The 24,104-nt window shown below is 65.1% G+C and carries 19 protein-coding genes, 1 tRNA gene and 1 other RNA gene; 8 read left to right on the top strand and 13 right to left on the bottom strand.

Annotated features, from left to right (window positions below):
• Nucleotides 1-14 precede the first annotated feature (14 nt).
• From rpoN to ffs, 5 genes are all read right to left on the bottom strand, one after another.
• Entirely contained in the window at nt 15-1,508 is a 1,494-nt protein-coding gene (gene rpoN / locus K1X74_20615; GenBank protein ID MBX7168752.1) for an RNA polymerase factor sigma-54, read from the bottom strand.
• A 175-nt stretch (nt 1,509-1,683) separates the two neighbouring features.
• Nucleotides 1,684-2,283: a recombination mediator RecR gene (recR, locus tag K1X74_20620; protein ID MBX7168753.1), complete on the bottom strand. Its 600-nt coding sequence runs from the start codon at nt 2,281-2,283 to the stop codon at nt 1,684-1,686.
• 20 nt (nt 2,284-2,303) lie between these two features.
• Nucleotides 2,304-2,627, bottom strand: a complete 324-nt coding sequence (locus tag K1X74_20625) for a YbaB/EbfC family nucleoid-associated protein (protein MBX7168754.1) — start codon at nt 2,625-2,627, stop codon at nt 2,304-2,306.
• Between the two features lie 85 nt (nt 2,628-2,712).
• Entirely contained in the window at nt 2,713-4,440 is a 1,728-nt protein-coding gene (gene dnaX / locus K1X74_20630; protein ID MBX7168755.1) for a DNA polymerase III subunit gamma/tau, read from the bottom strand.
• Between the two features lie 159 nt (nt 4,441-4,599).
• Nucleotides 4,600-4,698, bottom strand: an RNA gene (gene ffs / locus K1X74_20635) — signal recognition particle sRNA small type.
• A 271-nt stretch (nt 4,699-4,969) separates the two neighbouring features.
• Here ffs and K1X74_20640 point away from each other — a divergent pair.
• Nucleotides 4,970-5,467, top strand: coding sequence for a DinB family protein (locus K1X74_20640; protein ID MBX7168756.1), 498 nt, complete (start codon nt 4,970-4,972; stop codon nt 5,465-5,467).
• 4 nt (nt 5,468-5,471) lie between these two features.
• On the opposite strand, the gene K1X74_20645 is transcribed toward K1X74_20640, so the two are convergent.
• The gene (locus K1X74_20645) at nt 5,472-6,131 is read right to left on the bottom strand and encodes a metal-dependent transcriptional regulator (protein MBX7168757.1); all 660 of its coding nucleotides are present in this window, start codon (nt 6,129-6,131) and stop codon (nt 5,472-5,474) included.
• A 201-nt stretch (nt 6,132-6,332) separates the two neighbouring features.
• Between K1X74_20645 and mch the strand changes: the two genes are divergently transcribed.
• From mch to K1X74_20660, 3 genes are all read left to right on the top strand, one after another.
• A complete protein-coding gene (mch, locus tag K1X74_20650; protein ID MBX7168758.1) occupies nt 6,333-7,271 on the top strand; it encodes a methenyltetrahydromethanopterin cyclohydrolase in 939 nt (312 codons plus the stop codon).
• A 37-nt stretch (nt 7,272-7,308) separates the two neighbouring features.
• Nucleotides 7,309-8,181 carry a RimK family alpha-L-glutamate ligase gene (locus K1X74_20655; protein ID MBX7168759.1) on the top strand — a complete coding sequence of 291 codons (873 nt, stop codon included), beginning with the start codon at nt 7,309-7,311 and terminating at the stop codon, nt 8,179-8,181.
• Between the two features lie 446 nt (nt 8,182-8,627).
• Nucleotides 8,628-9,383, top strand: coding sequence for a gamma-glutamyl-gamma-aminobutyrate hydrolase family protein (locus K1X74_20660; protein ID MBX7168760.1), 756 nt, complete (start codon nt 8,628-8,630; stop codon nt 9,381-9,383).
• An 87-nt stretch (nt 9,384-9,470) separates the two neighbouring features.
• On the opposite strand, the gene K1X74_20665 is transcribed toward K1X74_20660, so the two are convergent.
• On the bottom strand, nt 9,471-10,052 hold the full coding sequence (locus tag K1X74_20665) for a DJ-1/PfpI family protein (GenBank protein ID MBX7168761.1): 582 nt from the start codon (nt 10,050-10,052) through the stop codon (nt 9,471-9,473).
• Nucleotides 10,053-10,293: 241 nt separating this feature from the next.
• On the opposite strand from K1X74_20665, the gene K1X74_20670 reads away from it, so the two are divergent.
• Both K1X74_20670 and glgB read left to right on the top strand, forming a co-directional pair.
• Nucleotides 10,294-10,899, top strand: a complete 606-nt coding sequence (locus K1X74_20670; GenBank protein MBX7168762.1) for a hypothetical protein — start codon at nt 10,294-10,296, stop codon at nt 10,897-10,899.
• A 145-nt stretch (nt 10,900-11,044) separates the two neighbouring features.
• Nucleotides 11,045-13,258 carry a 1,4-alpha-glucan branching protein GlgB gene (gene glgB / locus K1X74_20675; GenBank protein ID MBX7168763.1) on the top strand — a complete coding sequence of 738 codons (2,214 nt, stop codon included), beginning with the start codon at nt 11,045-11,047 and terminating at the stop codon, nt 13,256-13,258.
• A gap of 313 nt (nt 13,259-13,571) precedes the next feature.
• Here the strand turns inward: glgB and K1X74_20680 are convergent, their stop codons facing one another.
• The gene (locus K1X74_20680) at nt 13,572-13,814 is read right to left on the bottom strand and encodes a hypothetical protein (GenBank protein MBX7168764.1); all 243 of its coding nucleotides are present in this window, start codon (nt 13,812-13,814) and stop codon (nt 13,572-13,574) included.
• A 15-nt stretch (nt 13,815-13,829) separates the two neighbouring features.
• Between K1X74_20680 and K1X74_20685 the strand changes: the two genes are divergently transcribed.
• Nucleotides 13,830-15,401 (top strand): tetratricopeptide repeat protein, encoded by a 1,572-nt coding sequence (locus tag K1X74_20685; protein ID MBX7168765.1) that lies wholly within the window; start codon nt 13,830-13,832, stop codon nt 15,399-15,401.
• 59 nt (nt 15,402-15,460) lie between these two features.
• On the opposite strand, the gene K1X74_20690 is transcribed toward K1X74_20685, so the two are convergent.
• The 5 genes from K1X74_20690 to K1X74_20710 all read right to left on the bottom strand — a co-directional run bounded on the left by K1X74_20690 (nt 15,461) and on the right by K1X74_20710 (nt 23,715).
• Complete coding sequence (locus K1X74_20690) at nt 15,461-16,963, bottom strand: DUF1501 domain-containing protein (protein ID MBX7168766.1); 1,503 nt, start codon at nt 16,961-16,963, stop codon at nt 15,461-15,463.
• A gap of 11 nt (nt 16,964-16,974) precedes the next feature.
• Nucleotides 16,975-18,210 (bottom strand): sulfite oxidase, encoded by a 1,236-nt coding sequence (locus K1X74_20695; protein MBX7168767.1) that lies wholly within the window; start codon nt 18,208-18,210, stop codon nt 16,975-16,977.
• A gap of 19 nt (nt 18,211-18,229) precedes the next feature.
• Entirely contained in the window at nt 18,230-20,347 is a 2,118-nt protein-coding gene (locus K1X74_20700; GenBank protein MBX7168768.1) for a DUF1549 and DUF1553 domain-containing protein, read from the bottom strand.
• A gap of 384 nt (nt 20,348-20,731) precedes the next feature.
• Nucleotides 20,732-23,020, bottom strand: a complete 2,289-nt coding sequence (locus K1X74_20705) for a tetratricopeptide repeat protein (GenBank protein ID MBX7168769.1) — start codon at nt 23,018-23,020, stop codon at nt 20,732-20,734.
• A gap of 47 nt (nt 23,021-23,067) precedes the next feature.
• A complete protein-coding gene (locus K1X74_20710; protein ID MBX7168770.1) occupies nt 23,068-23,715 on the bottom strand; it encodes a hypothetical protein in 648 nt (215 codons plus the stop codon).
• Nucleotides 23,716-24,029: 314 nt separating this feature from the next.
• On the opposite strand from K1X74_20710, the gene K1X74_20715 reads away from it, so the two are divergent.
• Nucleotides 24,030-24,102: transfer RNA gene (locus K1X74_20715), tRNA-Met, on the top strand.
• Nucleotides 24,103-24,104 lie beyond the last annotated feature (2 nt).

Consider the following 24,104-nt stretch of genomic DNA (forward strand, 5'->3'; position numbering starts at 1 on the left):
CTGCCGAAAGGCGCTTATTCGTCCCAAACGCGACGCTGCCGCGAGCTGGCGATGTTCATCGCCTTGCGGTACTTGGTGACGGTGCGCCGCGCGACCTTGAGGCCGTGCTTCTCGAGCTCCTTGACGAGCTCGTCATCGCTCAAGGGGTTGTGTTTGTCTTCCTTGTCGATGATCTCTTGCAGCTTGAGCCGGATGGTGTCCCAGGCCACTTCCTCGCCGTCGGCACTGGTGGTGCCGCCGACAAAAAACCGTTTGAGCGGGAAAATACCGCGCGGCGTTTGAATCCACTTGTCGTCGACCGCCCGGCTGACCGTCGTCACGTGCACGTGCACTTTGTCGGCGATCTGCTGCATCTTGAGCGGCTCGATCGACTCGGGCCCCTTGTTCAAGAACTCGGTCTGATGGTCGACAATTGCCTGGGCGACCCGCGTCAGCGTGTTGCGCCGCTGCTCGATCGACTCGATCAGCCATTGAGCCGAGTTCAACTTGCGCTTGATGTACTCGCGGGCCTCTTCGCTGGCCTTGCCGCTTTGCAGCATCTGGCGATAGATCGGGCTGATAAACAGCGTCGGCGTTGGCCCATCCTCGAGGCGCACCTTGTACCCGCCGTTCTCGGCCGGCTCGATGAACACGTCGGGCGTGACCGTCGGCACGTGGGCATCGATGAACTTGGCGCCGGGCTTCGGATTCAGCCGACGCAGCTCGTTCAAGGCCTCGTGAATCAGCTTCATCGACATCCCGCTGCGCTTCTCGATTTGCGGCAGGCGGTTGTGCTCGAGATCCTCGAAATGATCGACGATCAGCCGGCGGACCTCCACGTACAGCGGCATCCCCGGCGTGAGCTGCAGCAGCAAACACTCTTTCAGATCCCGGGCGCCGATGCCCGGTGGGTCGAGCTTGTGCACCGTGGCCAGCGCCTGTTGGGCCAGCTGAAGTTGTTCGGGCCCGCCGGCCGGGTCGATCAACTCTTCGAGCCGGGTGCGTAGATAGCCGTTCTGGTCGAGGCTGTAGATGATCCGCTCGCACATCTGCCGCAAAGCGGGATCGAGCTCGAACCAGGCCAACTGGTCGGTCAGGTAGTCTTGCAGCGAGGGCGGCCGCGACGCCATGTTGGCCATCGCGTCGTGCTTCCGGTCGGCTTCTTCTTCGAGACGCGTGCTCGACAGGCGCGGGCGCTCGTCGAAATGGTCTGGCAACTGCTCGTCCATCTCGAGCAGCCGCTCGAAATCATCGGCGTTGGAATTGGTTTCGTCGACGACCAGTTCGCGCTCTTCGGTCGTCGGGGCGTCCGGGCTTTCGGCCGAATCGGCGGGCGGAGGGCCGTCTTCGGCGACCGGTTCGGCCTCTTCTTCGCGAACCTCCAGCACCGGGTTTTCCTGGAGTTCCTGTTCGATGCGCTCTTGCAGGGCCATGATCGGCAACTGCAGGATCTCCATCGATTGGATCATCCGCGGCGCCAGAATCTGCTTCTGGACCTGCCGCATCTCCTGTCCAAACGACAATCGCATCGCAACTGCGCCGATCGTTCGATCGGCCTCCTCAAGGGTGGGCTACAAGCGCCCCTTGCGTCGAGTTTTCCCACCGACCCGCATTCTGGCACACTCTGGCAGAAAATGCCCGAGCGTTTTCTCAACTGTTTACTGCCGACTTGCTTGGCGGCTCTGGACGCTTGGCACCAGGGCCTTATAGTCGCTGCCTTCCGGCCAATGCGTCCGCAACAATCTCCTTATTGGCAAATTCTAGCACACTGCCGCTGGTGATCCCCCGGGCGAGGCGGGTGATGGTTACCGGGCAGTCTGCCAGCAGACTGCTGATGTGCAGGGCCGTACCGTCGCCCTCGACCGTCGGATTGGTCGCCATGATCAATTCGCGCACCTGGCCGGCGCGGACCCGCGCGACCAGCGCCTCGATCGTCAATTGGTCCGGACCGATACCTTCGAGCGGGGCAATCCGCCCCAGCAGCACGTGATACAAACCGTGATAAGTGCCGGCCTGCTCGATGGCCAGCAGGTCACGCGGCTGTTCGACGACGCAAATCGTCGTCGCATCGCGACGCGGATCGGCGCAGATCGAGCACAGCTCGCTCTCGGCCAGATTATAACATTGCCGGCAATGCCGGACGTTTTCTTTGACCGCTCGAATCGCGTCGGCCAGCGCCAGCGCCTCGCCGCGCTGCACGCGCAGCACGTGATACGCCAGTCGTTCGGCCGATTTGCGGCCGATCCCTGGCAAGCGTCCGAACTCCTCGATCAAGCGTGTGACGCAGTCGCTGCCTCCGGCCACGATGGCGGAACTCCTCTGTGCTAAGGCTTGACACCCGGCAGACGCGAAAGCAAAGTGTCGAGCCCCGGCAGCGAAATCCCGCCGGTCAACGCTTGCATCGCCTCGCCGTGCGCTGCTTGGGCCTTTTCCACGGCCTGGTTCACCGCCGAGCGTACCAGGTCTTCGAGCAATTCTTTGTCGGGATTTTGCAACAGCTGCGGATCGATGCGGCAAGCCAGCACTTCACAGGCACCATTCATTTCGATTTCCAGGAGCCCGCCGCCGGCCGTACCCGTCACGTGCCGCGCACGCAATTGCTCCCCGAGCTGCTGCATCTTTCCGCCCAGCTCTTGCGCTTGTTTCATCAGTCCCGCCAGATCGCCCAAACCTTTGAACACGTCTTGCCTCGCTGAATCTGTTGTGGACCGCTGGGCCGTGGTGGAAGCTGTTTCACCGGCGATCGGGCAAATCGACCGACAGCGGTTTCGCGTCGAACAATTCTATGGCACGCCGGGCCAGCGGGTGCTGCGATCGTTCCTGCAGCGTCCGCTGCGCAGATACGCCCGGACGCGCACTGCGCGGCTCGACGGCCCGCGGCGCGACCGCCGGGTCGGGCACCAACTCGAATCGAATCGCCACCGGGACGCCCGTGAGCGCTTGCATCGCCGCCGCGAGCTGCTCGAGATGCGCGGGCTGAGCACAATACTGACGGCTGTCGTCGAGCGACTGACGGAACGTCACGACCAACTGTCCGTCGCCTTCCAAGACGACTCGCTCGCAAATCGAGGCGTGGCCTTGCAAGATGCCGCCCAGGCTGCCGGACGCCTGGTTCCAGATCGCCTGCGCATTGGCCGGAGTGAGCGTTACCGTGGCCGTGGGAGCGGGCAATTCCGCCACTGCCGCGGGGGGAAGTTCCCTGGCAGCAACGGGGGCAGCGGGCGCACTGGCCGGCCCGGCCCCGTTAAGGTCGTTTTTTTTTGACGTCTCGGTAACCGCCGATGCGGCAGGTCGCGGCGACGCGGTTGCGACGCCACCTTCGCGCAGTTGCGCCACGAGCTCCGGCAGCTCGTCGATTTCGCTGAGCCGGCAGAGCTGGACCAGGGCCAACTCGGCCAGAATCCGGCCGTGCGTGCTGTAACGCATCCGGGCCAACGTCTGATCGAGAATCTGCATCGACGCGAGTACGGCCTCGAGGCCCAGCGCGTCGGTCGCTTGCGCAAAATCGGCGCCTTCCTGCGTCGAGCTGAACAGCAACGACTCGGGCGTGCCGCCAACCTTGAGTACCATGACGTCGCGAAACGAGCCCAACAATTGACCGAGCAGTTGGCCCAGGTCGCAGCCTTCGGCCAGCGCAGTATCGAGTTCCGCCAAGGCCGCGGCGGGCTGGCGGGCGCCGAGCTGGGCGATCAGCTTGGTCAGCCGGTCGCCGCCGACGGTTCCCAGCAGCGCGTGTACGTCGGCGGCCGAGATGCGTTTGCCGCCGAACGAAAGAATCTGTTCCAGCAGCGACTGGCTGTCGCGCATCGACCCTGCCGCGCGGCGCGCGAGCAAGCTCAAGGCCGCGTCGTCGACCTCGGCGCCCTCTTGCGCGGCGATCTGCCTTAGCCGCTCGACGATTTGTCCTGGCTTGATGCCGGCGAAGTCGAATCGCTGGCACCGCGACAAGATCGTGATCGGAATCTTCTCCGGCTCCGTCGTGCAGAAGAAGAACTTCACATGGTCGGGCGGCTCCTCGAGGGTCTTCAACAGCGCGTTGAAGGCCTCGCGCGTGAGCATGTGGACTTCGTCGATGATGTAGATCTTGAAGCGAGCCCGGCTGGGGCGCACATGCACGTTCTGCCGCAGTTCGCGGATCTCGTCGATGCCGCGGTTGCTGGCGCCGTCGATTTCGAGCACGTCGAGATCTTCGCCGGTGCTGATGCCCCGGCAGATGTCACACTCGTTGCACGGGCTGGGCGTCGGCCCGTGCTCGCAATTGAGCGCCTTGGCAAAGATCCGCGCGGTCGAGGTCTTGCCCACGCCGCGCGCGCCGGTGAACAGGTAGGCATGGCCCACGCGGCCGGCGGCGATGGCCCCGCGCAGCGCCTGCGCCGCGCTGTCCTGGCCGACGAGATCGGCAAACGTCTGCGGCCGATAGCGGCGGGCGATGACGGTATAGCCGTCGCGTCGCGAGCCGATGTCCTCGGCGGCGGCCGCAGCCGGGGCAGGCTGATCCTCGGGGAAGAAGCTGGAATTTGACTGGGCCACGATCCGTCACCCACCTGAGCCGGGGACCACGGCATAAGTCGCGGCGGCTCTAAGCTCCGAGTTTCAGGCCAGATTCGCACCCTGCCGGCCCCCGGTGAGAGGCCCACCGCACAAAGAGCTGACTGCTTATGGCTGCTGCCTTTCGACCCTGACCAGGTTCACAGGTCTCCATTGCGGGGACCTCTCACCCGAGGCCGGCGGATGCGCTGTGCATGTATTGTGCCGGACCGGGGTCTGTTGGTCAAAAGCCCCCTTTCATGCGACGTATTTGACGATGAATCGAGCGTCAAACCAGGAATTCCGGCACAGGGCCGCCCTGCCTGGCCACTCGACGAATTCGATTTGGGCGGGACAATACGCAAGCCGCGAAGTGGCCGTCCATCAGGGCGGCCAAGCGCCTGCGCCCGCAGGCGCGTGCATTCCCTGGGCGATTTCTCATCATCGATCGAGAGCAAACTTCATGAGCCTCAAGCAGCGATTGTTGGCCCAGCTGAAGAAGTCACGGAAGTTCACGGAAGAACTGCTAACGGCCTTCAAGACGCCGCAGGAATGGACCCATCGCGTCCATCCGAATGCCAATCACGCCCTGTGGTTTGCCGGGCACATCGGCTGGGTCGACAATTTCATGATCTCGCTGATCGATCCCAGTAAGACGCGCGACGCCCCCGGGTGGGGCGAACGATTCGGCATGGGCTCGCAGCCGGTCGACGACGCAGCGGCGTACCCGCCGGTCGAGCAGGTGCTCGATTACCTGTCCGAACGCCGGGCGACCTTTCTCGGCCTGCTCGAGGCGATGGACGAAGCCGATTTGGACAAGCCAACACCAAAGGGCGCCCCGGGCTTCTTGCCCGACTATGCCACGCTGTTTCAAACCGCGATCTGGCACGAGGGCCTGCACTCGGGACAGGTCACCGTTGCCCGCCGGGCCTTGGGCTATCCGAACGTCTCGGGACGTTGAACGCCTAGCGAGGCAGAACCAGCAGCTTGTTTGCCGCCACGTGTCCGAGGGTCGTTTCGCGGCCGGCCAGGTCGACGGTGATCACGTCGGCCTCGGGCCGGTTGATTTTGACCTCGCCTTCGGCGCCGAGTCGCAGGCCGGACTCGGTCAGATAGCGGAGAAAATCGGGAGTCTGGTCGATCACCCGCGCGAGCTGGAAGCGAAAGCCGGGACTGCACTCGCCCAGGGCGCGGACTTCCCGGGGCTCGATCGAGCCGTCGGCGCGCGGAATCGGGTCGCCATGCGGGTCGACGTCGGGCCGGCCCAGGAATTCGTCGATCCGATCGACGAGCCAGTCGCTCACGGCATGCTCCATGTGCTCGGCCTCCTCGTGCACCTCGTCCCAGGTCAATTTCAACGTCTCGACCAGGAATTGCTCGATCAGGCGATGTCGCCGGACGACGCGCACGGCCAGCGCTTCGCCGGCCGTGGTCAGCCGCACGCCTTCGTAGGGCGTGTACGTAACCAGGCCGCCGGCGCTGAGCGTCTTGAGCATGCTGGTGACGGTTCCCGGCAGCACGCCCAGGGCCGCGGCCAACTCGCCCGTTGCGGCCGCGCGCTGCGCGTCGGTACCACAGATCTGGTAGATCGCCTTGACGTAATTCTCGACCGTCAAACTGGGCACGCCGACACTCTCCCTGAACGTGGGCCCGTCCAACTCCCGTCACTCTGCGACGGACCTCCCGAAGGATTCTAACCGCGGGCCCTTGACCTCAGAAAGGCATCGCGTGCTTGACGCCGCGTCGTGGATGCCGATATTGCAGGCGCGCCGACAAGCGGCGCAAACCACTACCGCCGAGATGCACGCGTGACCACGCACGAAGGCCTGAACGAACGCGCCGCACGACTGGTCGATGCCCTCGTGGCTGACGCCGCGCGGCTGCGCATCGCCGTCGAACGCGAACCGCACGGCGGCCGCGTGATCGATTGCGGCATCGCCGTCGAAGGCGGTCTCGACGCGGGTGTCCGGCTGGCCGAGATTTGCCTGTCGGGGTTGGGCCACGTCGATCTCGTGCCGGGTCTGCCGGCAGTGGGCCCCAGCGTCGACGTGGTCGTGCGCACGGACCACCCCCTCGCCGCCTGCATGCGCTCGCAGTACGCCGGCTGGCAGTTGGCCGAAGGCAAATTCTTCGCCATGGGCTCGGGCCCCATGCGGGCTGCGGCTGCCAAGGAACCGTTGTTCGAGCGGATCGGCGGCCGGGAAAGTGCCCAGCGCGTTGTGGGCGTGCTGGAGACACGGAGCCGGCCTCCCGAAGCGATCTTTGCCCGTATTGCCGGCGAAACCGGCGTGCCGCAAGACGCCGTCACCCTGCTGGTCGCGCCGACGGCGAGCCAGGCCGGCACTTTGCAGGTGGCGGCGCGCAGCGTCGAAACGGCCTTGCACAAGCTGCTCGAACTGGATTTCGCTGCCGAGCGGATTGTCAGTGGCTGGGGCCGCGCGCCGTTCCCTCCGGTGGCCAAGAACGACCTGGCCGCCATCGGCCGTACGAACGACGCCGTGCTGTACGGCGCCGAAGTCGTGCTCTGGGTGCGCGGCGATGATGCGTCGATCGAGGCGATCGGCCCGCGCGTGCCCAGCGGCGCTTCGCCCGATTTCGGCCAGCCGTTTGCCGAAATCTTTGCCCGCTATGGCCACGACTTCTACAAGATCGACCCGCATTTGTTCAGCCCTGCGGTCGTGACCTTCGTCAATCTCGACACGGGCCGCACGCGATCGTACGGGCAGTTGCGCGGCGACGTGCTTGCCCAATCGTTCGGCGACTGAGCTACGATCGAGCGCGCTTCGCGCGGGGAATCGCCCTATGCAGATCGGCGTGTTGGCATCGCCCGACAGTTGGTACCTGGCCGATTTGCGCCGCGCAGCTCACGCTGGAGAAACCATCCTCGCTGCAGAATTCTCACAGCTCGCTTCGCGCATCGACGGTCAAGGCGAGCGCATCTCGGCCGCCGGCGTCGAGCTCGATCGACTCGACGCGGTACTGGTACGCAGCATGCCGCCGGCCTCACTCGAGCAGGTCGTCGTGCGGATGGACATGCTCGCCAGGCTCGCGGCCGAGGGAGTTGCCGTGATCAATCCGCCCCGGGCGCTCGAAGGAGCGATCGACAAGTACCTGGCCACCAGCCGCCTGCGCGGCGCCGGACTGCCGACGCCGCGCACCGTGGTGTGCGAATCGCCCGAAGCGGCCATAACCGCCTTCGAGGCGCTCGGCGGCGACGTGGTCGTCAAACCGTTGTTTGGCTCCGAAGGGCGCGGCCTGGCGCGTCTCCAGGACCCGGCCCTGGCCGAACGCGCCTTTCGCATGCTCGCGCAGTTGCGGGCCGTCGTTTACCTGCAGGAATTCCTGCCGCACGAAGGCTACGACATCCGCGTGTTTCTCTGCGGCAACCACGCGCTCGCCATGCGGCGCAGCAACCCGCACGATTGGCGCACCAACGTCAGCCGAGGCGCGCAGACGAGTATCGAGCCCTTGCAGCCGCGCTTGTTGGAACTGGCCGAGCGGGCTCGCGAAGTGATGGGGGCCCCGGTCGTCGGCGTCGATTTGCTGCCGGCCCGCGATGGGCAGACATACGTGCTCGAGGTCAACGCCGTGCCCGGCTGGAAGGCTCTGGCGGCGACGCACCAGGTCGATGTGGCCCGCCTGGTGCTCGATTTCGTGCACACGCAGCGCCGCTAGCACTGCCCGCAACACGACATCTTGTGGCGACGCGGCAAAGCGGGCCCAAAATCATCCATTTGCTTGCCACGCGCCTGCAGCAGGGCTAATTTCCGCCCAAGCCGTTCGCGTGGACGGCAACATCGAGCAACGAAGCGCTCACTGCACGCTTGACCGGTTAGGACTGCGATCCACTCCAGGTTGCAGTCGGTGCGATCTCGCGGTTGGCTGAAGGATTGGCCACCGGCAGATCGTGACGCGTGCGGCGCAGCTTGGACGAACGTCACGGATGACCTTCTCTTGCCACTCGTCGGCGCAACGCACCGCGTTTTTGCAAGCGGCTCTCCGCGCGCAGCCCGCAACCCGGGTCTGCGACGTTCCCCAAGACTTCGCCACGAGCGCAGCGCTGCCTCGGGCCATTTTGTCTTCAGGGGGGACACAGGACGTGTCCCAGAAGGAGCCGAACTGTGAAGTCGAAGCCACTCATCGGAATCAACGCCGACTATCGCGCCGCAGCCAAGGATTCGCCGGCCTTTAGCTTTGTCGCCGCGGGCTACGTCGATCGGATCATTGCTGCGGGCGGGATTCCGGTCGTGTTGCCGCCGTTGGCCGAAGAAGACGACATCCAGCAATTGCTCGACACGCTCGAAGGCGTCGTGCTGGTGGGCGGTGCCGATCTCGACCCGCGCCGCGACGGGTTCATGTTGCATCCGTCGATGCGGCTGCTCGACCCGCGCCGCGAGGAATTCGACCGCATGCTGACCCGGCTCTCCGTGCAGCGCCGGATGCCGGTGTTGGCGATCGGCGTCGGGATGCAGCTCTTGAACCTCACGGCCGGCGGCAATCTGTTCTTGCACGTGCCCGAGGATCTGCCCAAGGCCCTGCCGCACAAGGACCCGCTCGACCCGAATCACCGCCACGGCCTGGAAGTGGTGCCGGGCACGCTGATGGAGCGCGTCTTCGGCGAGGGCGAGGTGCGCGTCAACAGCATGCACCACATGGCGATCGACCAGCTTGCGCCTGGCTTCATCGTCTCGGCCCGCGCCCCGGACGGCGTGATCGAAGCGATCGAGAGCGACGATCCGTCGTGGACGGCCTTTGGCACGCAATTCCATCCGGAAGCGGCCAGCGCCTCGGCCCTCGATCAGCGGATCTTCGAGGAATTCGTCGCGGCAATCCGCGGCGTCGTACTGACGGTGATGGACGAAAGCCTCGCGGCGTAGGCCTGCGAAAAGGTCCCTCTTCGGTCCTGAATACAGGCGCAGCGCACGGCAGCAGGCCGTGCGCTGCGTTTTTTTCGTCTCGGGCGACTAGGCTACCTGCGTGCCTAACTGCCCGAGCAGGGCCTTGATCCACGAGTGAATTCCCGGCCAGGCCGGCCCGGTGATCAGGTTGCCATCGACGTGCACGTTGTCCAGGCTCGGCGACGGCTCGACCCAACGGGCCCCAGCCGCGACGACGTCGGGTTTCACTGCCGGATAGGCCGTGCACGAGCGGCCGCGCAGCACGTCGGCCGCCACGAGAATTTGCGGCCCGTGGCAAATGGCCGCCAGCGGCTTCTTGCCGCCGGCGAAGGCCTGCGCGATCTCGATCACCCGCGGATTCATCCGCAGATACTCGGGGCTGCGTCCGCCCGGAATGACCAGGGCGTCGTAGTCCTCGACTTTGACCTGGGAGAAGTTGGCGTTGAGCACGAAATTGTGCCCGCGCTTTTCGCTATACGTCTGATCCCCTTCGAAGTCGTGGATCGCGGTCGGCACCGACTGGCCAGCCTGTTTGTCGGGGCATACCGTATCGACGCGATGGCCAACCAGCAGCAACATCTGGTACGGGACCATCACCTCGTAGTCCTCTACGAAATCGCCGATGAGCATCAGGATTCGCTTCGACATTCCCGGCAGCCCTTTCTTGCGAGCACTTCGCGCGGCCCGGCGAGCCGCGAAGAAAAACAGACAAAACAAATTGGGGAATCTACGTCACGATTGCCGATAGGTGAATTCGGGCGCTCGAGCAAGACCTGAAGGACCACGTTCCCGACAGGTCGGCGACGGCGCGTGGCGCGATCACTCCCCTTCCTTCTGCTTGCGCACGATGGGTTTCTCCGCCATGATCAGTGCGACAAGACCTCAGTTGGTGATCGTAGCCCGCGCGCATTGCGGCCGACAAGAAGGTACGTGGGAATTCACCCTACGGACTGCCGATGGTGAAGAGGTCTTCAAGGCCGGCGATGTCGAGCCCGGGGTCACCGGCGAGCGGCTCGAGCTGCTCACGGTCGTCCGGGCGCTCGAAGCGCTCGACCAGGCCTCGTGCGTAACGGTGATCACCGACAGCCGGTACGTCGACCGGGGCGTGCTCCACGGTTTGGCCGAATGGCGCCGGCAAGGGTGGATCTGGGAATGCTTTGGCGAGTGGACACCCGTGAAGAACAGTGACCTCTGGCAACGGCTCGATCGGGCCTTGGAAGTTCACCAGGTGACGTTCCGCCGGCTGCGGATCGACGCCCCGCATGCCCTGCACGGAACGCACCGCCCAACCGATTCGCATCGCGATCGGGTGCGGCTCGAGCGCCCGAACCCTGCCGCGCGAACCTCGGCGCGGCCCGACGAGCCGCTCGCGAAGCGTCGCCTGCGGCCTGCCCCGGTAGCTCGGCGGGACGCTCCTGCCGTCGAGCACGCCGAGTTGCTGGCCCCGTTGCGCCGGGTTTTGAATCGCATTCTCGACGGCCTCGCCCCCGCCTGACCACGCCAAACCGCCCGCCGCCCTGAATCGCAAGTCGTTCGCTGCCAAAGACTTGTCGTCCGGTGCGTCCAAACGGCCCCTGGACGACATCCGCCCGGCAATCGACAATCGCCACCAACACAAGATGTGCATCAAGGAGGTTCCGATGCGGACGAGCGTCGGCCTGGACATGATTGGTCAATTGGTCGAAGGCCGCCACGAGAACCCGGCAGCCGTGCTGGGTCCGCATGAGATCGAGGCCGAAGGCCGGCGAGCGCTGGCCGTGCGGGCGTGGTTGCCGCATGTCCGCCAGGCGTGGGTCCTCGACCATGCCCATGCGGGCGCGGTCCGGCCGATGCGGCGGATACATCCGGCAGGATTGTTCGAAGCGATTTGCCCCTGGGACGAGCGTCGTAGCCCCGCGAGGTATCAATTGCAGACAGCTAACGAAGACGGCACCAAGGCGATCATGCACGACCCCTACGCGTTCCCCTGCGCCCTGACCGACTACGACCTTTACTTGCTGGCCGAAGGCCGCCACTGGCGCAGCTACGAGAAACTCGGGGCCCACCTGCGCACCTTCGATGGCGTGACGGGCGTGCAATTCGCCGTCTGGGCGCCCAACGCCACGAGCGTGAGCGTCGTCGGCGACTTCAACCAATGGGACGGCCGTCGCCATCCCATGAAGAAACACATCCCCAGCGGCTTCTGGGAAGTGTTCATTCCCAATGTGCCCGAAGGCGCGCTCTACAAGTACCAACTGCGCCACGGTGGGGAATTGTTCGAAAAGTCCGACCCTTACGGATTTGGCGCCGAGGTGCCGCCGCGCACGGCCTCGAAGGTGGTCAACCTCGAGGCGTACCAATGGAAAGACGCCGACTGGCTGGCCCGTCGTCCGGTGGGGCAGGCCCTGAACCGGCCGATGAGCTTCTACGAAGTGCACCTGGGTAGCTGGAAACGGCCCGGCGACAATCCGAACGGCTGGCTCGACTACCGCGAACTGGCGCATCAACTAGTGGCGCATTGCCGCGAAAACGGCTATACGCACCTCGAGCTGTTGCCGGTGAGCGAGCACCCCTTCTCCGGCAGCTGGGGCTATCAGACGGTCGGCTACTATGCCGCCACGAGCCGCTACGGTTCGCCCGAAGATTTCATGTACTTCGTCGATTACTGCCACCAGCACGACATCGGCGTGTTGATCGACTGGGTCCCGGCTCACTTCCCGCGCGACGGCCACGGCCTGCGCCGCTTCGATGGCACGGCCCTCTACGAGCATGCCGATCCGCGCCAGGGCGAGCACCGCGATTGGGGGACGCTGATCTTCAACTACGGCCGCAACGAGGTGGCCAACTTCCTGCTCTCCAATGCCCTGTTCTGGTGCGAGAAGTACCACATCGACGGGCTGCGCGTCGACGCGGTCGCGTCGATGCTGTATCTCGACTACAGCCGCGAGCCGGGCGATTGGATTCCCAACGAATTCGGCGGCCGCGAGAACCTGCAGGCCGTGTCGTTCATCAAAACGTTCAACGAGCAAGTGCATACCCAATACCCCGGCGTGTTGACCGTGGCCGAAGAATCCACGGCCTGGGCCGGCGTGTCGCGGCCAACCTACGTCGGCGGTCTGGGCTTCAGCCTGAAGTGGAATATGGGCTGGATGAACGACACGCTGCGCTACATGCGCAAGCAGGCGATTCACCGCGCCTTCCACCACGACGAACTGACCTTCAGCCTGATCTACGCGTTCCACGAAAACTTCGTGCTGGCCCTGTCGCACGACGAAGTCGTGCACGGTAAGGGGTCGCTCCTCGATCAGATGCCCGGCGACTTGTGGCAGAAATTTGCCAACCTGCGGCTGCTCTACGGCTACATGTGGACGCACCCGGGCAAGAAGCTGCTGTTCATGGGTGACGATTTCGGCCAGTGGAACGAGTGGAACTACGACACGTCGCTCCAGTGGGACCTGATGCAATGGGACACGCACCAGGGGCTGCAGCGCATGGTCGGTGACCTGAACAAACTCTATTGCCGCGAGCCGGCCTTGTACGAGGTCGACTTCGACCACACCGGCTTCGAGTGGATCGACTGCCACAACAACCGCGAGAGCGTGCTGGCCTGGTTGCGCCGCGCGAGCGATCCGCAGGACTTCGTCGTCGTGGCCCACAACTTCACGCCCGTACCGCGCCAGGAACACCGCATCGGCGTACCCTGGGGCGGCTGGTACGAAGAGATCTTCAACACCGATTCGGCCTACTACGGCGGCAGCAACCTGGGCAACGGTCCGGGGCGGATGGCCGACGAGATTCCCTGGCACGATCGACCCTACTCGTTGAAGGTCACGCTGCCTCCCTTGGCGACGATCATCTTCAAGCCTAAGCAGTAGCGCCCCCCCGAAGGCACTAAGCCGATCTGAGTCCAAGCAGGCGTAAAGCTTGCGGCCGGTTATTCCTTTGCCGGCACGGCACGGTTCAGGCTTGCGAAATATTCATTCCCCCGCACCGTTCGCGTGTAGGCAAACGCCGGCACCTTCGTAAAATCAAACGAAGGAGTGTGCTCTCGGTCGTTTGCCGCGGGGTGCCTCGAAAAACGGCTTGCAGATGCAAGCCGCCGCCCGCCTCTTCGGGCCACCTCGCTGACCATCTTTTTTCTTGGGTAGCCGACGGGGGAATGCCTCCGGCCGTCGCCCAGCGAGGTATCTAATGTTGCCCGACGTCGTCTTTCGTCTGTGCCGACGCTCGATCATGGTTGCGGCGATTGGGTGCAGCGTGCTCGCCACCGCCAGAGTAAGTTTCGCGCAACATGGCGGCCATGGTGGTGGGCACGGGGGCGGCGGCGGGCATGCCGGAGGTTTCAGCGGTGGCGGTGGACATGCCGGAGGCTTCGGCGGAGGCGGTGGACACCATGGCGGCTTCAGCGGCGGTGGCTTCAGCGGCGGACATCACGGCGGGTTCAGCATGGGCCCCTCGCATGCCTACAGCGGCGGATACCACGGTGGATTCAGCGGTGGCGGCGGCTCAATCGCTGGCCCCTCGTTCCATGGTGGCAATGTGTATCACGGTCCCTCGGGCGGCGGCGTGCAAGGCGGCAACTTCGGCGCGTTTCGCGGCGGCTCGCAGCATCACCACCTGGGCGGTTCAACGCCCGGCGGCGCCGGCAACCTGGGTAGCGCGTTTCCAGGCGGCGCTCATTACGGCCACCGGCCCAGCACCGGAATGCCGGGTGGAAGCACCGCGCCTCAAGCGTTCAGCCATCGTCACCCGGTGATGACTTCGCCGGCGGGTAGCACCGCGGGCAACCAACCCTCGGCGATGCATCATCACCACGGCAGCCCCGGCGGAGTCGCGGGCCACGCTTGGCATCATCCGGGCAGCGCCTTCACGCCCGGCCAGGGGCCAGGCGGTGCAGGCCACGGACCTAACAGCCATTTGCCGGGCAGCTTTGTTCACCGGCATTTTCCTGCTGGCGGGACCTACGCTCATCACCATCATCCGCAGTCGCACCCACCGTACCATTCTCACTACCCCATCTACCGACCGTTCTACGGCGGCCTTGGCTTCGGCTACCCGTATCTCTGGTACGGCACGGGCCGTTACCCGTTCTATCCCCGCTATCGGCGCTATCTCGGCATCTATTCCTACTTGCCTTTCTTGCTCGGCGGGCTGAGCGGCTATGGCGCTTGCGGGTATGCGTCGCCCGGCTTGTACTACGCCTACGGCCTGGGTCTGGGCGGCTACTACGGCAGCTATTACGGTTCGTCTTACGGTCTCTATGGGTCGGGCACTTACAGCCCAACGCAAAGCTACGCCGTTGCGGCGGTCGACACCTCCACCGAAACACCGCCCCCCGAGGCGGCGCCGTCCGACGACACGTCGTCAGAAACGGCTCCGGGCGATGCGGCCGCCGCGGATCGCTACGAATTGGAAGGTGAACAGGCCTTCCGCAGTGGCGATTTCGAAGGCGCTTTGCGCGCCTGGAGGCACGCGCTGGTCGAGGACCAGCGCGATCTCGGGCTAGTCCTGCTGCTCGCGCAGGGGTTGTTCGCGGTAGGCCAATACGACGAAGCCGCAGCCTCCCTGGAATTCGCGTTCGCGCAGATGGACGAGAAGCACTGGGGCGTCGTCGTGGAAAACTACCGCGAGCTCTATGGCAACATCGGCGATTACACCAAGCAACTCCGGGCCCTGGAAAAGGCGTCGAAGGACAAGCCCGGAACGCCGGTCCTGATGCTGCTGCTCGGCTACCACTACGGTTATCTGGGCTATCCGAAGGAAGCGGTGGCCGTGCTGCAAAAGCTGGTCGTCCAGCAACCCGACGATCTCACTGCCCAGAAGCTGTTCGCTCACTTCGGCGGCAAGCTGCACGACAAGCCGGCAACGAACGCGGAGCCTCCGGCACCGCCCGCGACCGCCCCGGCAGAAGCTGCCCCCTCACAGACGACGCCCCCCGAGAACAAAACGCCCGACGCCCAATCGCCGGTGACGGGAGAACAGCCGGCAGACAACACCGGTTCGTCGGTCGACATCTGACGCGCAGTTGCAAGCTAGCGGCGCCACGGCTCAGCCCCGTCGGCGGTCGAGCCGCGCGCTCAGCAGACCAGGTCTTTCACCACCACGCCTTCGACGTCGGTGATCCGCATGTTGCGGCCGCCGTTGAAGTAGGTCAGGCGCTCGTGATCCATGCCCATCAGGTGCAGGATCGTGGCGTGAATGTCGTGGACGTGCACCTTGTTGGCCACGGCGGCAAAGCCGAAGTCATCCGTGGCACCGTACATCTGGCCGCCGCGAATGCCGCCACCGGCCATCCAGATCGTGAACCCGCGGGGGTTGTGGTCGCGTCCTTTGCCGTTTTGCGCGGTGGGCGTGCGGCCGAATTCGCCCGTCCAGACGACGAGCGTCTCGTCGAGCAGTCCACGCTGCTTGAGATCGGTCAGCAGGGCGTGGATCGGCTGATCAGTCTCGCGGGCATGCAGCTCGTGGTTGGTGTTCACGTCGCCGTGGGCGTCCCAGTTCTCATCGAGGTGGCCACCGCCCGAGTAGACCTGCACGAACCGTACGCCGCGCTCGACCAATCGCCGCGCCATCAAGCAGCGCCGGCCGAACTTCTCGGTCGCCTCTTGATCGAGCCCGTAGAGTTTGTGCGTGTCGGCCGTTTCCCGGGCGAGGTCGACCGCCTCCGGGGCCGAGGCCTGCATGCGATAGGCCAGCTCGTACGTCGCCAAACGCGCGGCAAGATCGTCCTGCCGCGGCAATCCAGCGCGCTGCAAGTCGCCCAACCGGGCAAGCAAATCGAGCTGCTGACGGCGCTGGGCGATGGTGATGCCGGCCGGCGGCGACAAGTCGATCAACGGGTCGCCGGTCGTCCGGAACTGGGTACCCTGGTAGGCAGCCGGCATGAAGCCGCTGCCCCAGTTGGGCGCGCCACCGATCGGGCCACCCCGGTGATCGAGCAGCACGACATAAGCCGGCAAATCCTGGTTCTCGGTGCCCAAGCCGTAAGTGACCCAGGCCCCCAGGCTGGGAAAGCCCTGCCGCAAGAACCCCGTGTTCATTTGCAGCAGGCCCGAGCCGTGCGCGAAGCTGTCGGCATAGCACGAACGCACTACCGCGAGTTCATCCGCATGGCTTGCGACCTGCGGGAACAGGTCCGAAACTTCGATGCCGGCGTCGCCGTACTTGGCAAACTTGCGGCTGCTGGCCAGCAGCTTGCCCGGATTGCGGACGGCAAACAGCGGGTCCTTGTCGGCATTCGGGATCGGCTGGCCATTGAGCCGCGTCAACTCGGGCTTGGGGTCGAACGTGTCGACCTGGCTCACTCCGCCATAGTTGAACAGCACGATGCAGGACTTGGCTCGCGCGGCGAAATGCGGCGGCTTGGGCGCCAGCGGATTCAGGTCCGATCCGGTCGTCGGCACGCTATCGGCGGCACAGGCTCGGCTGGGGCCGAAGAACCCGTCCTGGGCCAGCATCCACGTGAGCGCCGTACCGACAAAACCGCCACCGGCTTCCCAGAAGAACTCGCGCCGCGACTGGCCGCAGGGAGTCAGGCGGGCGGGGCGGGGCGACGGGTTGCCGGGCGAAGCGTCGTTCATGACGGGTGCCTTCAGGTGACGTTCAATTGCACAGAGTCGACCGCATGCCAGCCATATCCGTGAGGATTCCAGGTCGTGGTGCCATCGGGAGGCTGCGAACGGCCCAAGCGATCGATGGCCCGACAACGGAGCGTCGTGGTTCCGGGCTTCAGGTCCGCGGTCCAGCGCCAACGCTGCCAGGCCCAAGGGCTGGACGAGCGTTGCAGTTCGGTCGCTTGCCAGGTACGGCCGTCGAGCGAAACTTCGACCGCCTCGATCGGCGCTGCGCCGTCGTTCCAGGCCAAACCGCGTGCCTCGATCCGCCCTGCTGCGACTCGCGTTCCGTCGGCCGGCGTCAGAATTCGGCTGGCGATGCGCAGGTCGTAGTTCGGCCGGCTGTTTTCCAGCGAGTATTCGAATTCCTCGCCCGGCGCAAGGCCGCGATTGGGAAAGCGGTATTGCGGCAACTGGTAATGATTGGTCGTCTCGCCGACGTCGAATCTCAGCCGAGTGAGCCACTTGACGTTCATCGTGGCGTAGTAACCCGGCGTAACCAGGCGCACCGGCCCGCCATGCACGGCCGGCAGCGGTTCGTCACCTAATCGCAAGACCAGCAGCGACCGCTCCATGGCGACGTCGAGCGGAATACTGTGCTCGAAGTCCGGCTTGCCCTTGGCGCTGGGTGCATCGAGCCCTTCGGCGGTCAGGTACTTCGCACCGGCGTCGATTTCAATGCCCAGGCGTTCGAGAACCTCGCTCAATAGCACGCCGCTCATCCGCACGTTGCCGATGCCGCCGCGCTGCCATTGCGTGCCTTGCGTAGGTGCGATCTTCGAGAACAGGATTCGGCCATTGCCTGAGCATTGCAGGACCAGCTCGCGATCGGTTTGCGGCATGGCCTCAAGCTCAGTCGCGGCCAGAGTCTTGGCCTCTCCAATCAGCCCGGAAAACTCGATCTGCCAACCGGCCAGCGGCTTCGGCTCGAGGGTCATATAGCCGGGCACCAGAAAGTTGTTCCGCACGAACAATTTTTCTTTCGGCGTGACTTGACCCTGGGCAAGTACCGCATCGGGAGTGCCCAGCACCACCGGGTCGGCGCTATGAATCACCAGATCATCCGACTTGCCGGCGATCAGCTGCGACGGACGATGCGGGTCGTCGGCGCGGCCCAAGTGTGGGAGCACCCAGGGGGCCGCGCCCGCCAGCGCGCCGAACTGGAGCCACCGCCGCCGCGAGAGTCGGTGTGCGACGGGAGTCGATCGTTCCACGAGATATTGCATCGACAAACTACGGCAGGAATACGAATTCGTTGGTGTTGAGCAGCATGAGGCAATACGACGTCAGCGCTTGCCGTTCGGGATCGATCGGCGCCGCGGCCGGTGCCGTTTGGACGTCGGATTCGATTTGCCGTCGATGCTCGGCGAGAAACTGCAGGACAACGTCTCGCTCGGCGTCAGTCGGCAGCCGGCACAACGTCAACCGGAACGACAAGTCGACTTGCGCCGCGGGTTCGTGACCCGCCTCGCGCAGCAGCCGATCGGCAAACAGCCCGGCCTGCTGGTTGATGAACTCGCCATTCAGGTAGGTCAGCGCCTGCGGCGCGATCGTCGATGTTTGGCGCTGCTCGCAGCTCGAATCGGGGTTCGGCTGATCGAGCACCTCCAGCTCGGGCAACGGCAGCGTGCGTTTGACAAACACGTACACGCTGCGGCGCGAGGCGGCGTGTTCGTCCGAGCTACCCCAGCCCAGCCCCGGCCGCGATTGGCTGGCCAGGACCGCGGGCGCGATCTTGGGATATACGCTCGGCCCGCCGGCATCCAGGTTCAACTGACCGCTGGCGGACAAGATCAAATCGCGAATCGTTTCGGCCTGCAAACGCCGCGACGGATAGCACCAGAGGAATTCGATCTTCGGGTCCGACGCTTCGGCCGCAGGGTTCGACACGGCCGCCATCTGGTAAGTGGCCGACAACAGGATGTGCCGGTGCAGCGATTTGAATTTCCAGCCGCTGGCGACAAATTCGGCGGCCAGCCAATCGAGCAGTTCGGGATGCGACGGCGGGCTGCCCATCAGGCCGAAATCGTTCTCCGTCGCGACCAGCCCCTCGCCGAAATGTTGCTGCCAGATTCGGTTGACCATCACGCGCGCAGTCAGCGGGTGATTGCTGTCGGCGATCCAATGGGCCAGCTGCAGGCGACGACCCGTGCTGACCGCGGTGGGCGCGGCCGCGCGGGGCGGCGCATCGACCAACACGGCTGGTACGCCGGCGGCAACTTCCTCGCGCGGGCTTCGCGGATCGCCGCGGTAGAACACGTGCGTCGGGCTCGCCTGGGGCGTGTCTTCGAACCAGACGTATGCCCGCGGCGGCTCGGCCGGACGCGTTGCCTCGGCCGAGGCCATCTCGCCCAAGATCCCATTGCGCTGGCGGGTCTCTTCTGTCGTGCAGGCCTTGATGATCTCGGCCACGATTTGCTCGCGCGCCTTGGCGAGCAGCTCTTGCTGCTCTTTGGAGCGCGTCGCCGGATCGGTCGTCAAAGCCGTCTGCATCTCCGGCGGCAACTTGCTCGATCCGGTGGCGACCAGCCGCCGCGCGACGTGCGATTCGAGCGTATCCAGGTCGCGCCGCAAGGTACCGACGCGCTGATCGACCGCTGCGGTCGCGTTGCGGAACGTCTCGAGCTCTTGCGGAGTACCCACCAGCCGGTCAAGATCTTCGCGGTTGTTCTGCGGGCGCTTCAGCGGCTCGAAGGCCGCCAGCACGCGAGCATAGTCCTGTTGAGTAAACGGCTCGAACTTGTGATCGTGGCAGCGCGCACAGCGGAGCGTGAGCCCCAGCAAGGACGCACTCGTGACGCCGACGACGTCGTCCAACTGGTCGTACCGGTCGACCAGCGGATCGGCCGGTTCGTCGTCCCACAGGCCCAAACGCAAGAAAGTGGTCGCGATCTGCGTTTCGGCGTTCGAACCCGGCAGTTCGTCGCCGGCCAATTGCTCGATGATGAAACGATCGTACGGCTTGTCGTCGTTCAGCGAGGCGATGACATAGTCACGATAACGCCACGCGTTCGGCTTGGCCCCGTCGCGTTCGTACCCGTTCGATTCCGCATAGCGCACCACGTCGAGCCAATGCCTGGCCCAACGCTCGCCGTATTGCGGCCGGCTTAGCAAATCGTCAACCACACGGGCATAGGCCGCGGGCGACGGATCTGCGAGAAACGCTGCTTGCTCGGCCACCGTGGGCGGCAGCCCGATCAGGTCGAGAAAGACGCGCCGCAACAGCGCCAGCGGCGCGGCCTGCGGCGCCGGGTCGAGCGACTTGTCCTCGAGCGCCGCCAGCACGAACGCATCGATGGGACTTTGCACCCAATCGAGCCGCTGCACTTCGGGCAGAGGCGGGCGCTTCACAGGGAGAAACGCCCAATGTTCCCGCTCGTAGTCGGCAAACTGGGATCGACCGTACGCAGCGGGCGCCGGCGCCTGACCAGCGGATGCATCGGCGGTTGTCGATGGATTCAATTCCGCTGCATTTGCCCCGAAAACTCCAAGCAGGGCTGCGCAAACGACTGTGGACCATCCGGTCAGGAACCCGAAGTGATTGCGTCGGCTCGGCATGCGTCGGCCCTGAGCGTTACCGTGCAAGGCGGGCATGACCCAGGCCCTCGACAAGCTGGGAGGGCAAGCAGTCATGTGTCAACGATGATGATAACCGAACCTGAATCCGGCCGGCAATCATTTTCTTCGTCGATTCCAGCGACGTAAGCCAAACAGTCACAGCGACTTGCACAATCGCTACGGCAAGCCCGGCGGAGGGCTCGGACCCGGGCTCGAGCCAGCCTTAACGCGGGGGCGCAAGTATTCGAGCAGGGCGGCAGCGCGCTGGTCTTGGGCGCCCGTGCTGGCGACCCATTGTTCGACCAAGGCCAGCCCCTCGTCCCAGCGTTTCAGGCGCGCCAGGAACATCGCCAAGGCCTCGATCAGCTGCGGATCGCCGGGGTTCTTCTCGAGCGCCGTGCGCAGATATGCCTCGGCCTGTGCCGGCCGCCCGAGGTGCTCGTTCGCCAGGGCCAGGTTGTACCAGGCGCGAATCTGATGCGGATCGGCAGTCACCGCTTTCAATAGCGACTGTTCGGCTTCGGCAAGTCGTGCGGGCGACTCGGCCAAGAGGAGGCCCAACGAGTAGTGCGCCGGGGCAAAGTCCGGGGCGAGCGACAAGGCCTCGCGCAACAGACGCTCGGCCTCATCCAGACGCCCTGCGTCGTAACAGAGCATCGCCCAGTTGACTCGCGCGGGCACATAGCCTGGCGCCAGGCGCAGCGCCGTGGCGTAGGCCGCCTCGGCCAGATCGGGCCGCCCTTGGTTCGAACGAATCACGCCGAGATTCAGATGGGCCGCCGCCTGGTCGGCGAAGTCTTCCTGTCCCTTCAAGTACTCTTCGAGCGATCGGGAAAAAGCCGCCTCGTCAGCAGCCGTAAGCTGCCGATCGGGGAAACTCGATAACGCACGCGCCGCCTCCGTGCGCACCAGACGACTGGCGTCGTCCAAGCGAGCCGCAAGAAGTCCCCCGCCGGCCGCGCCCAGACGCTGCTCGCAACCGCGCACGGCTGCCAGCCGCACCATCGCTTCGGGGTCGTCGAGAGCGGTCGCCAGCGCGTCGGCCACCGTGGTGCCCGCGACTGCGCCGGCCGGCAGAGCAGCCAGATGGGCCACGGCCGTGGCCCGAACGATGGGACTTTGATCGCGCCGCCTGGCCCAGGCCGCAAGTGCAGCGCCCGCGTTGGGCTGCGCGGCGCGCGCCGCTGCGAGCGTCTCGCCAAAATGCGGAGCGCGCTCGGCGTGCGGGCCATACCACGTCGCGGTGTGCTGCGCGGCCCAGGCATTCGTCTGATCGCGATGACAGTCGGTGCAGGTATTGGGCGTCTGCAGCTTGTCGCTCAGATCGGGCCGCGGAATGCGCAGACTATGGTCATGGCGTGCATCGACCACCATGTAAGTGCGCGTCGGCATGTGACAGGCCACGCACGATGCACCCGTCGAGCCCGCAGCGTGATGATGGTGACGGGGCGTGTCAAAGCGGGCCGGCTCGTGACAGCGATTGCAGAGCTTGTTGCCCTCGGCCCGCAGCGTCGCGGTATGTGGATCGTGGCAGTCGGTGCAACGCACGCCCTTGAGGAACATCTTGCTCTCGAGGAACGAGCCGTATTCGTAGTCCTCTTCAAGGATCTGGCCGTCGGGGTAATAGATCCCCTCGCGGAGCAGTTCTACGTCGTAGTGATCGAGCAAAGGATCGCCTGGCTGGTGGCCGGCAAAACTGGCACGGCGGCGCGAATGGCACATACCGCAGGTTTCGATCTCCTGTCGCGCAGAGGCCCGGATGGGGTTCAAGCCACGCGCGGGGCTGCCGTCCCACCAGGGTAACCAGCTTTCGGCCATGTCGACGTGTCGGCTGCCTGGGCCGTGGCAGGCCTCGCAGCTGACGTCGATTTCCGACCAGGTGGTGTGATAGGCGTTGGCGGCGAGTTCGAAGTTGCGCTCGAGGTTCGTCGAATGACATTCGGCGCACATGTAATTCCAGTTTTGGGCCGCGCCGGTCCAGTGCAGCTCGTCGCTGGGGGCCAACCTCTCCTGCGGATACAGATGAAACCAGCGCCGGGCTTCGGTGTCCCAGGCTTGCGGCAGACACTGCAGCCGTCCGCCCGGAAACTCGACCAGATACTGCTGCAGCGGCCGCACGCCGAAGGTGTATCTCACCGGATAGGTCTGTTGCCCGCCGCCGGGCCCTTCGGTGTCGACCAGGAACTGTTCGGCGAGCCGATGAAAATGCGTCTGGACGCCAAAGTGCTCGAAATCGCGCTGCTCAAAATCGCCGAGCACGGTGTCGGCGCCGACGCGTTCCATGGCCCGATCGTGGTTCGACCCGGCATGCCGGCGCAATTGCTCGGGGTGGCACTGCCCGCAGGTCTGGCGCCCGACGTAGCGGCTCGCCCCAGGCGCGTGCCCCGGCAGCCACCATCCCAAGGCCCAACCGCCGACGGCAGCCAAGAGCAAGCAAGCGCCGGCGATCGCGCACCCGAGCAGCATGCGTCTGGTTCGAGGCGCCGCGAAACGAACGCTACGCGCCGCACGTTTCACCGCGAAACCGCCGTGGCCCCGGGCCCAGTCGGTGGATAATCCAGAGAGTCCGACGGCGGTGGCGCGGCATGAACCTGAAACGTGCAGCCCGAATTGCCGTCGAGCCGACAGCCGACCATTTCCACCGGGAAGCCCACGACGCCGCACATCATGGCTTTTTCCACCGCGCACACCGCCCGGGAGTCGTCAACCATGTCGACGAACGGGCAGGTTCGCTGATGCAGGACCACGCGATCGGGCCGCTGCTCGACGTCGACGACGACGCCCTCGCGGGCCAACAGCTCAGCCAATTGCGTGAAACGCGGGCCCGGATCTTGGGCGGTGATTTGTTGGCGGTAGTGTTCGATCAGCCGCTGCGTCGCCCCTTCGAGCACCTGCCTGCGGAGCTCCGCTCCGCCGATCTCGGTGACCGCATCAACCAGCGCGGGGGCCAACAGCCGCTGATTGTTTGCAAACAGGGTGCGCAGCGCCAGTTCGGTGGCCTCATATCGATGCCTCGGGCGACCGCGGCCGGCGCGCTCCAGCGTGCGGCGCACAAACCCCGAGCCCAACAGGTCGTTGAGCTGCTCGGTCACGGCGGTCCGAGTGACCCCGGTCGCCTGGATCAGGCTGGCCATGGTCTGCGGGGGTTGTCCGACCAACAACGTAATGATCCGCATTCCAGCGGGTGTAACGACCGCCCCCGTCATAGACATTCCTGCTTGTGGGCGACTCAAGGGCCTCAATCTGTCCGCGGGCAACCCGCAAAGTTGCCGGCCCGAGTCGTCTCGGTGCCGCAAGGGCTGCGTCGTTCCGATCCTAACCTTGCGATGAAGTGTCAGCAAACAATCAGCGCAGCCACACAGCGATCAAGGAACGTGGTTTCCGGGCCCCGCGGCAGGAGGAAATGGCCTGTGCGGCGAGGCCCCCCTTGTCGACGCTGCATGGCCGCTGTAAAGTCGCTAGTCCAAATAGGTTCGGCGGCGTAGCTCAGAGGTTAGAGCGGCGGCTTCATAAGCCGTAGGTCGTAGGTTCAAGTCCTACCGCCGCTATT

Source organism: Pirellulales bacterium, from assembly GCA_019694435.1.
Classification (GTDB): domain Bacteria; phylum Planctomycetota; class Planctomycetia; order Pirellulales; family JAEUIK01; genus JAIBBZ01.

Coding starts and splice junctions, on each gene's coding strand:
- glgB (MBX7168763.1), top strand. CDS start 11,045: ATGCGGACGAGCGTCGGCCTGGACATGATTGGTCAATTGGTCGAAGGC.
- rpoN (MBX7168752.1), bottom strand. CDS start 1,508: ATGCGATTGTCGTTTGGACAGGAGATGCGGCAGGTCCAGAAGCAGATT.
- K1X74_20640 (MBX7168756.1), top strand. CDS start 4,970: ATGAGCCTCAAGCAGCGATTGTTGGCCCAGCTGAAGAAGTCACGGAAG.
- K1X74_20655 (MBX7168759.1), top strand. CDS start 7,309: ATGCAGATCGGCGTGTTGGCATCGCCCGACAGTTGGTACCTGGCCGAT.
- K1X74_20690 (MBX7168766.1), bottom strand. CDS start 16,963: ATGAACGACGCTTCGCCCGGCAACCCGTCGCCCCGCCCCGCCCGCCTG.
- K1X74_20665 (MBX7168761.1), bottom strand. CDS start 10,052: ATGTCGAAGCGAATCCTGATGCTCATCGGCGATTTCGTAGAGGACTAC.
- K1X74_20705 (MBX7168769.1), bottom strand. CDS start 23,020: ATGCTGCTCGGGTGCGCGATCGCCGGCGCTTGCTTGCTCTTGGCTGCC.
- K1X74_20685 (MBX7168765.1), top strand. CDS start 13,830: ATGGGCCCCTCGCATGCCTACAGCGGCGGATACCACGGTGGATTCAGC.
- K1X74_20680 (MBX7168764.1), bottom strand. CDS start 13,814: ATGTCCGCCGCTGAAGCCACCGCCGCTGAAGCCGCCATGGTGTCCACC.
- K1X74_20625 (MBX7168754.1), bottom strand. CDS start 2,627: ATGAAACAAGCGCAAGAGCTGGGCGGAAAGATGCAGCAGCTCGGGGAG.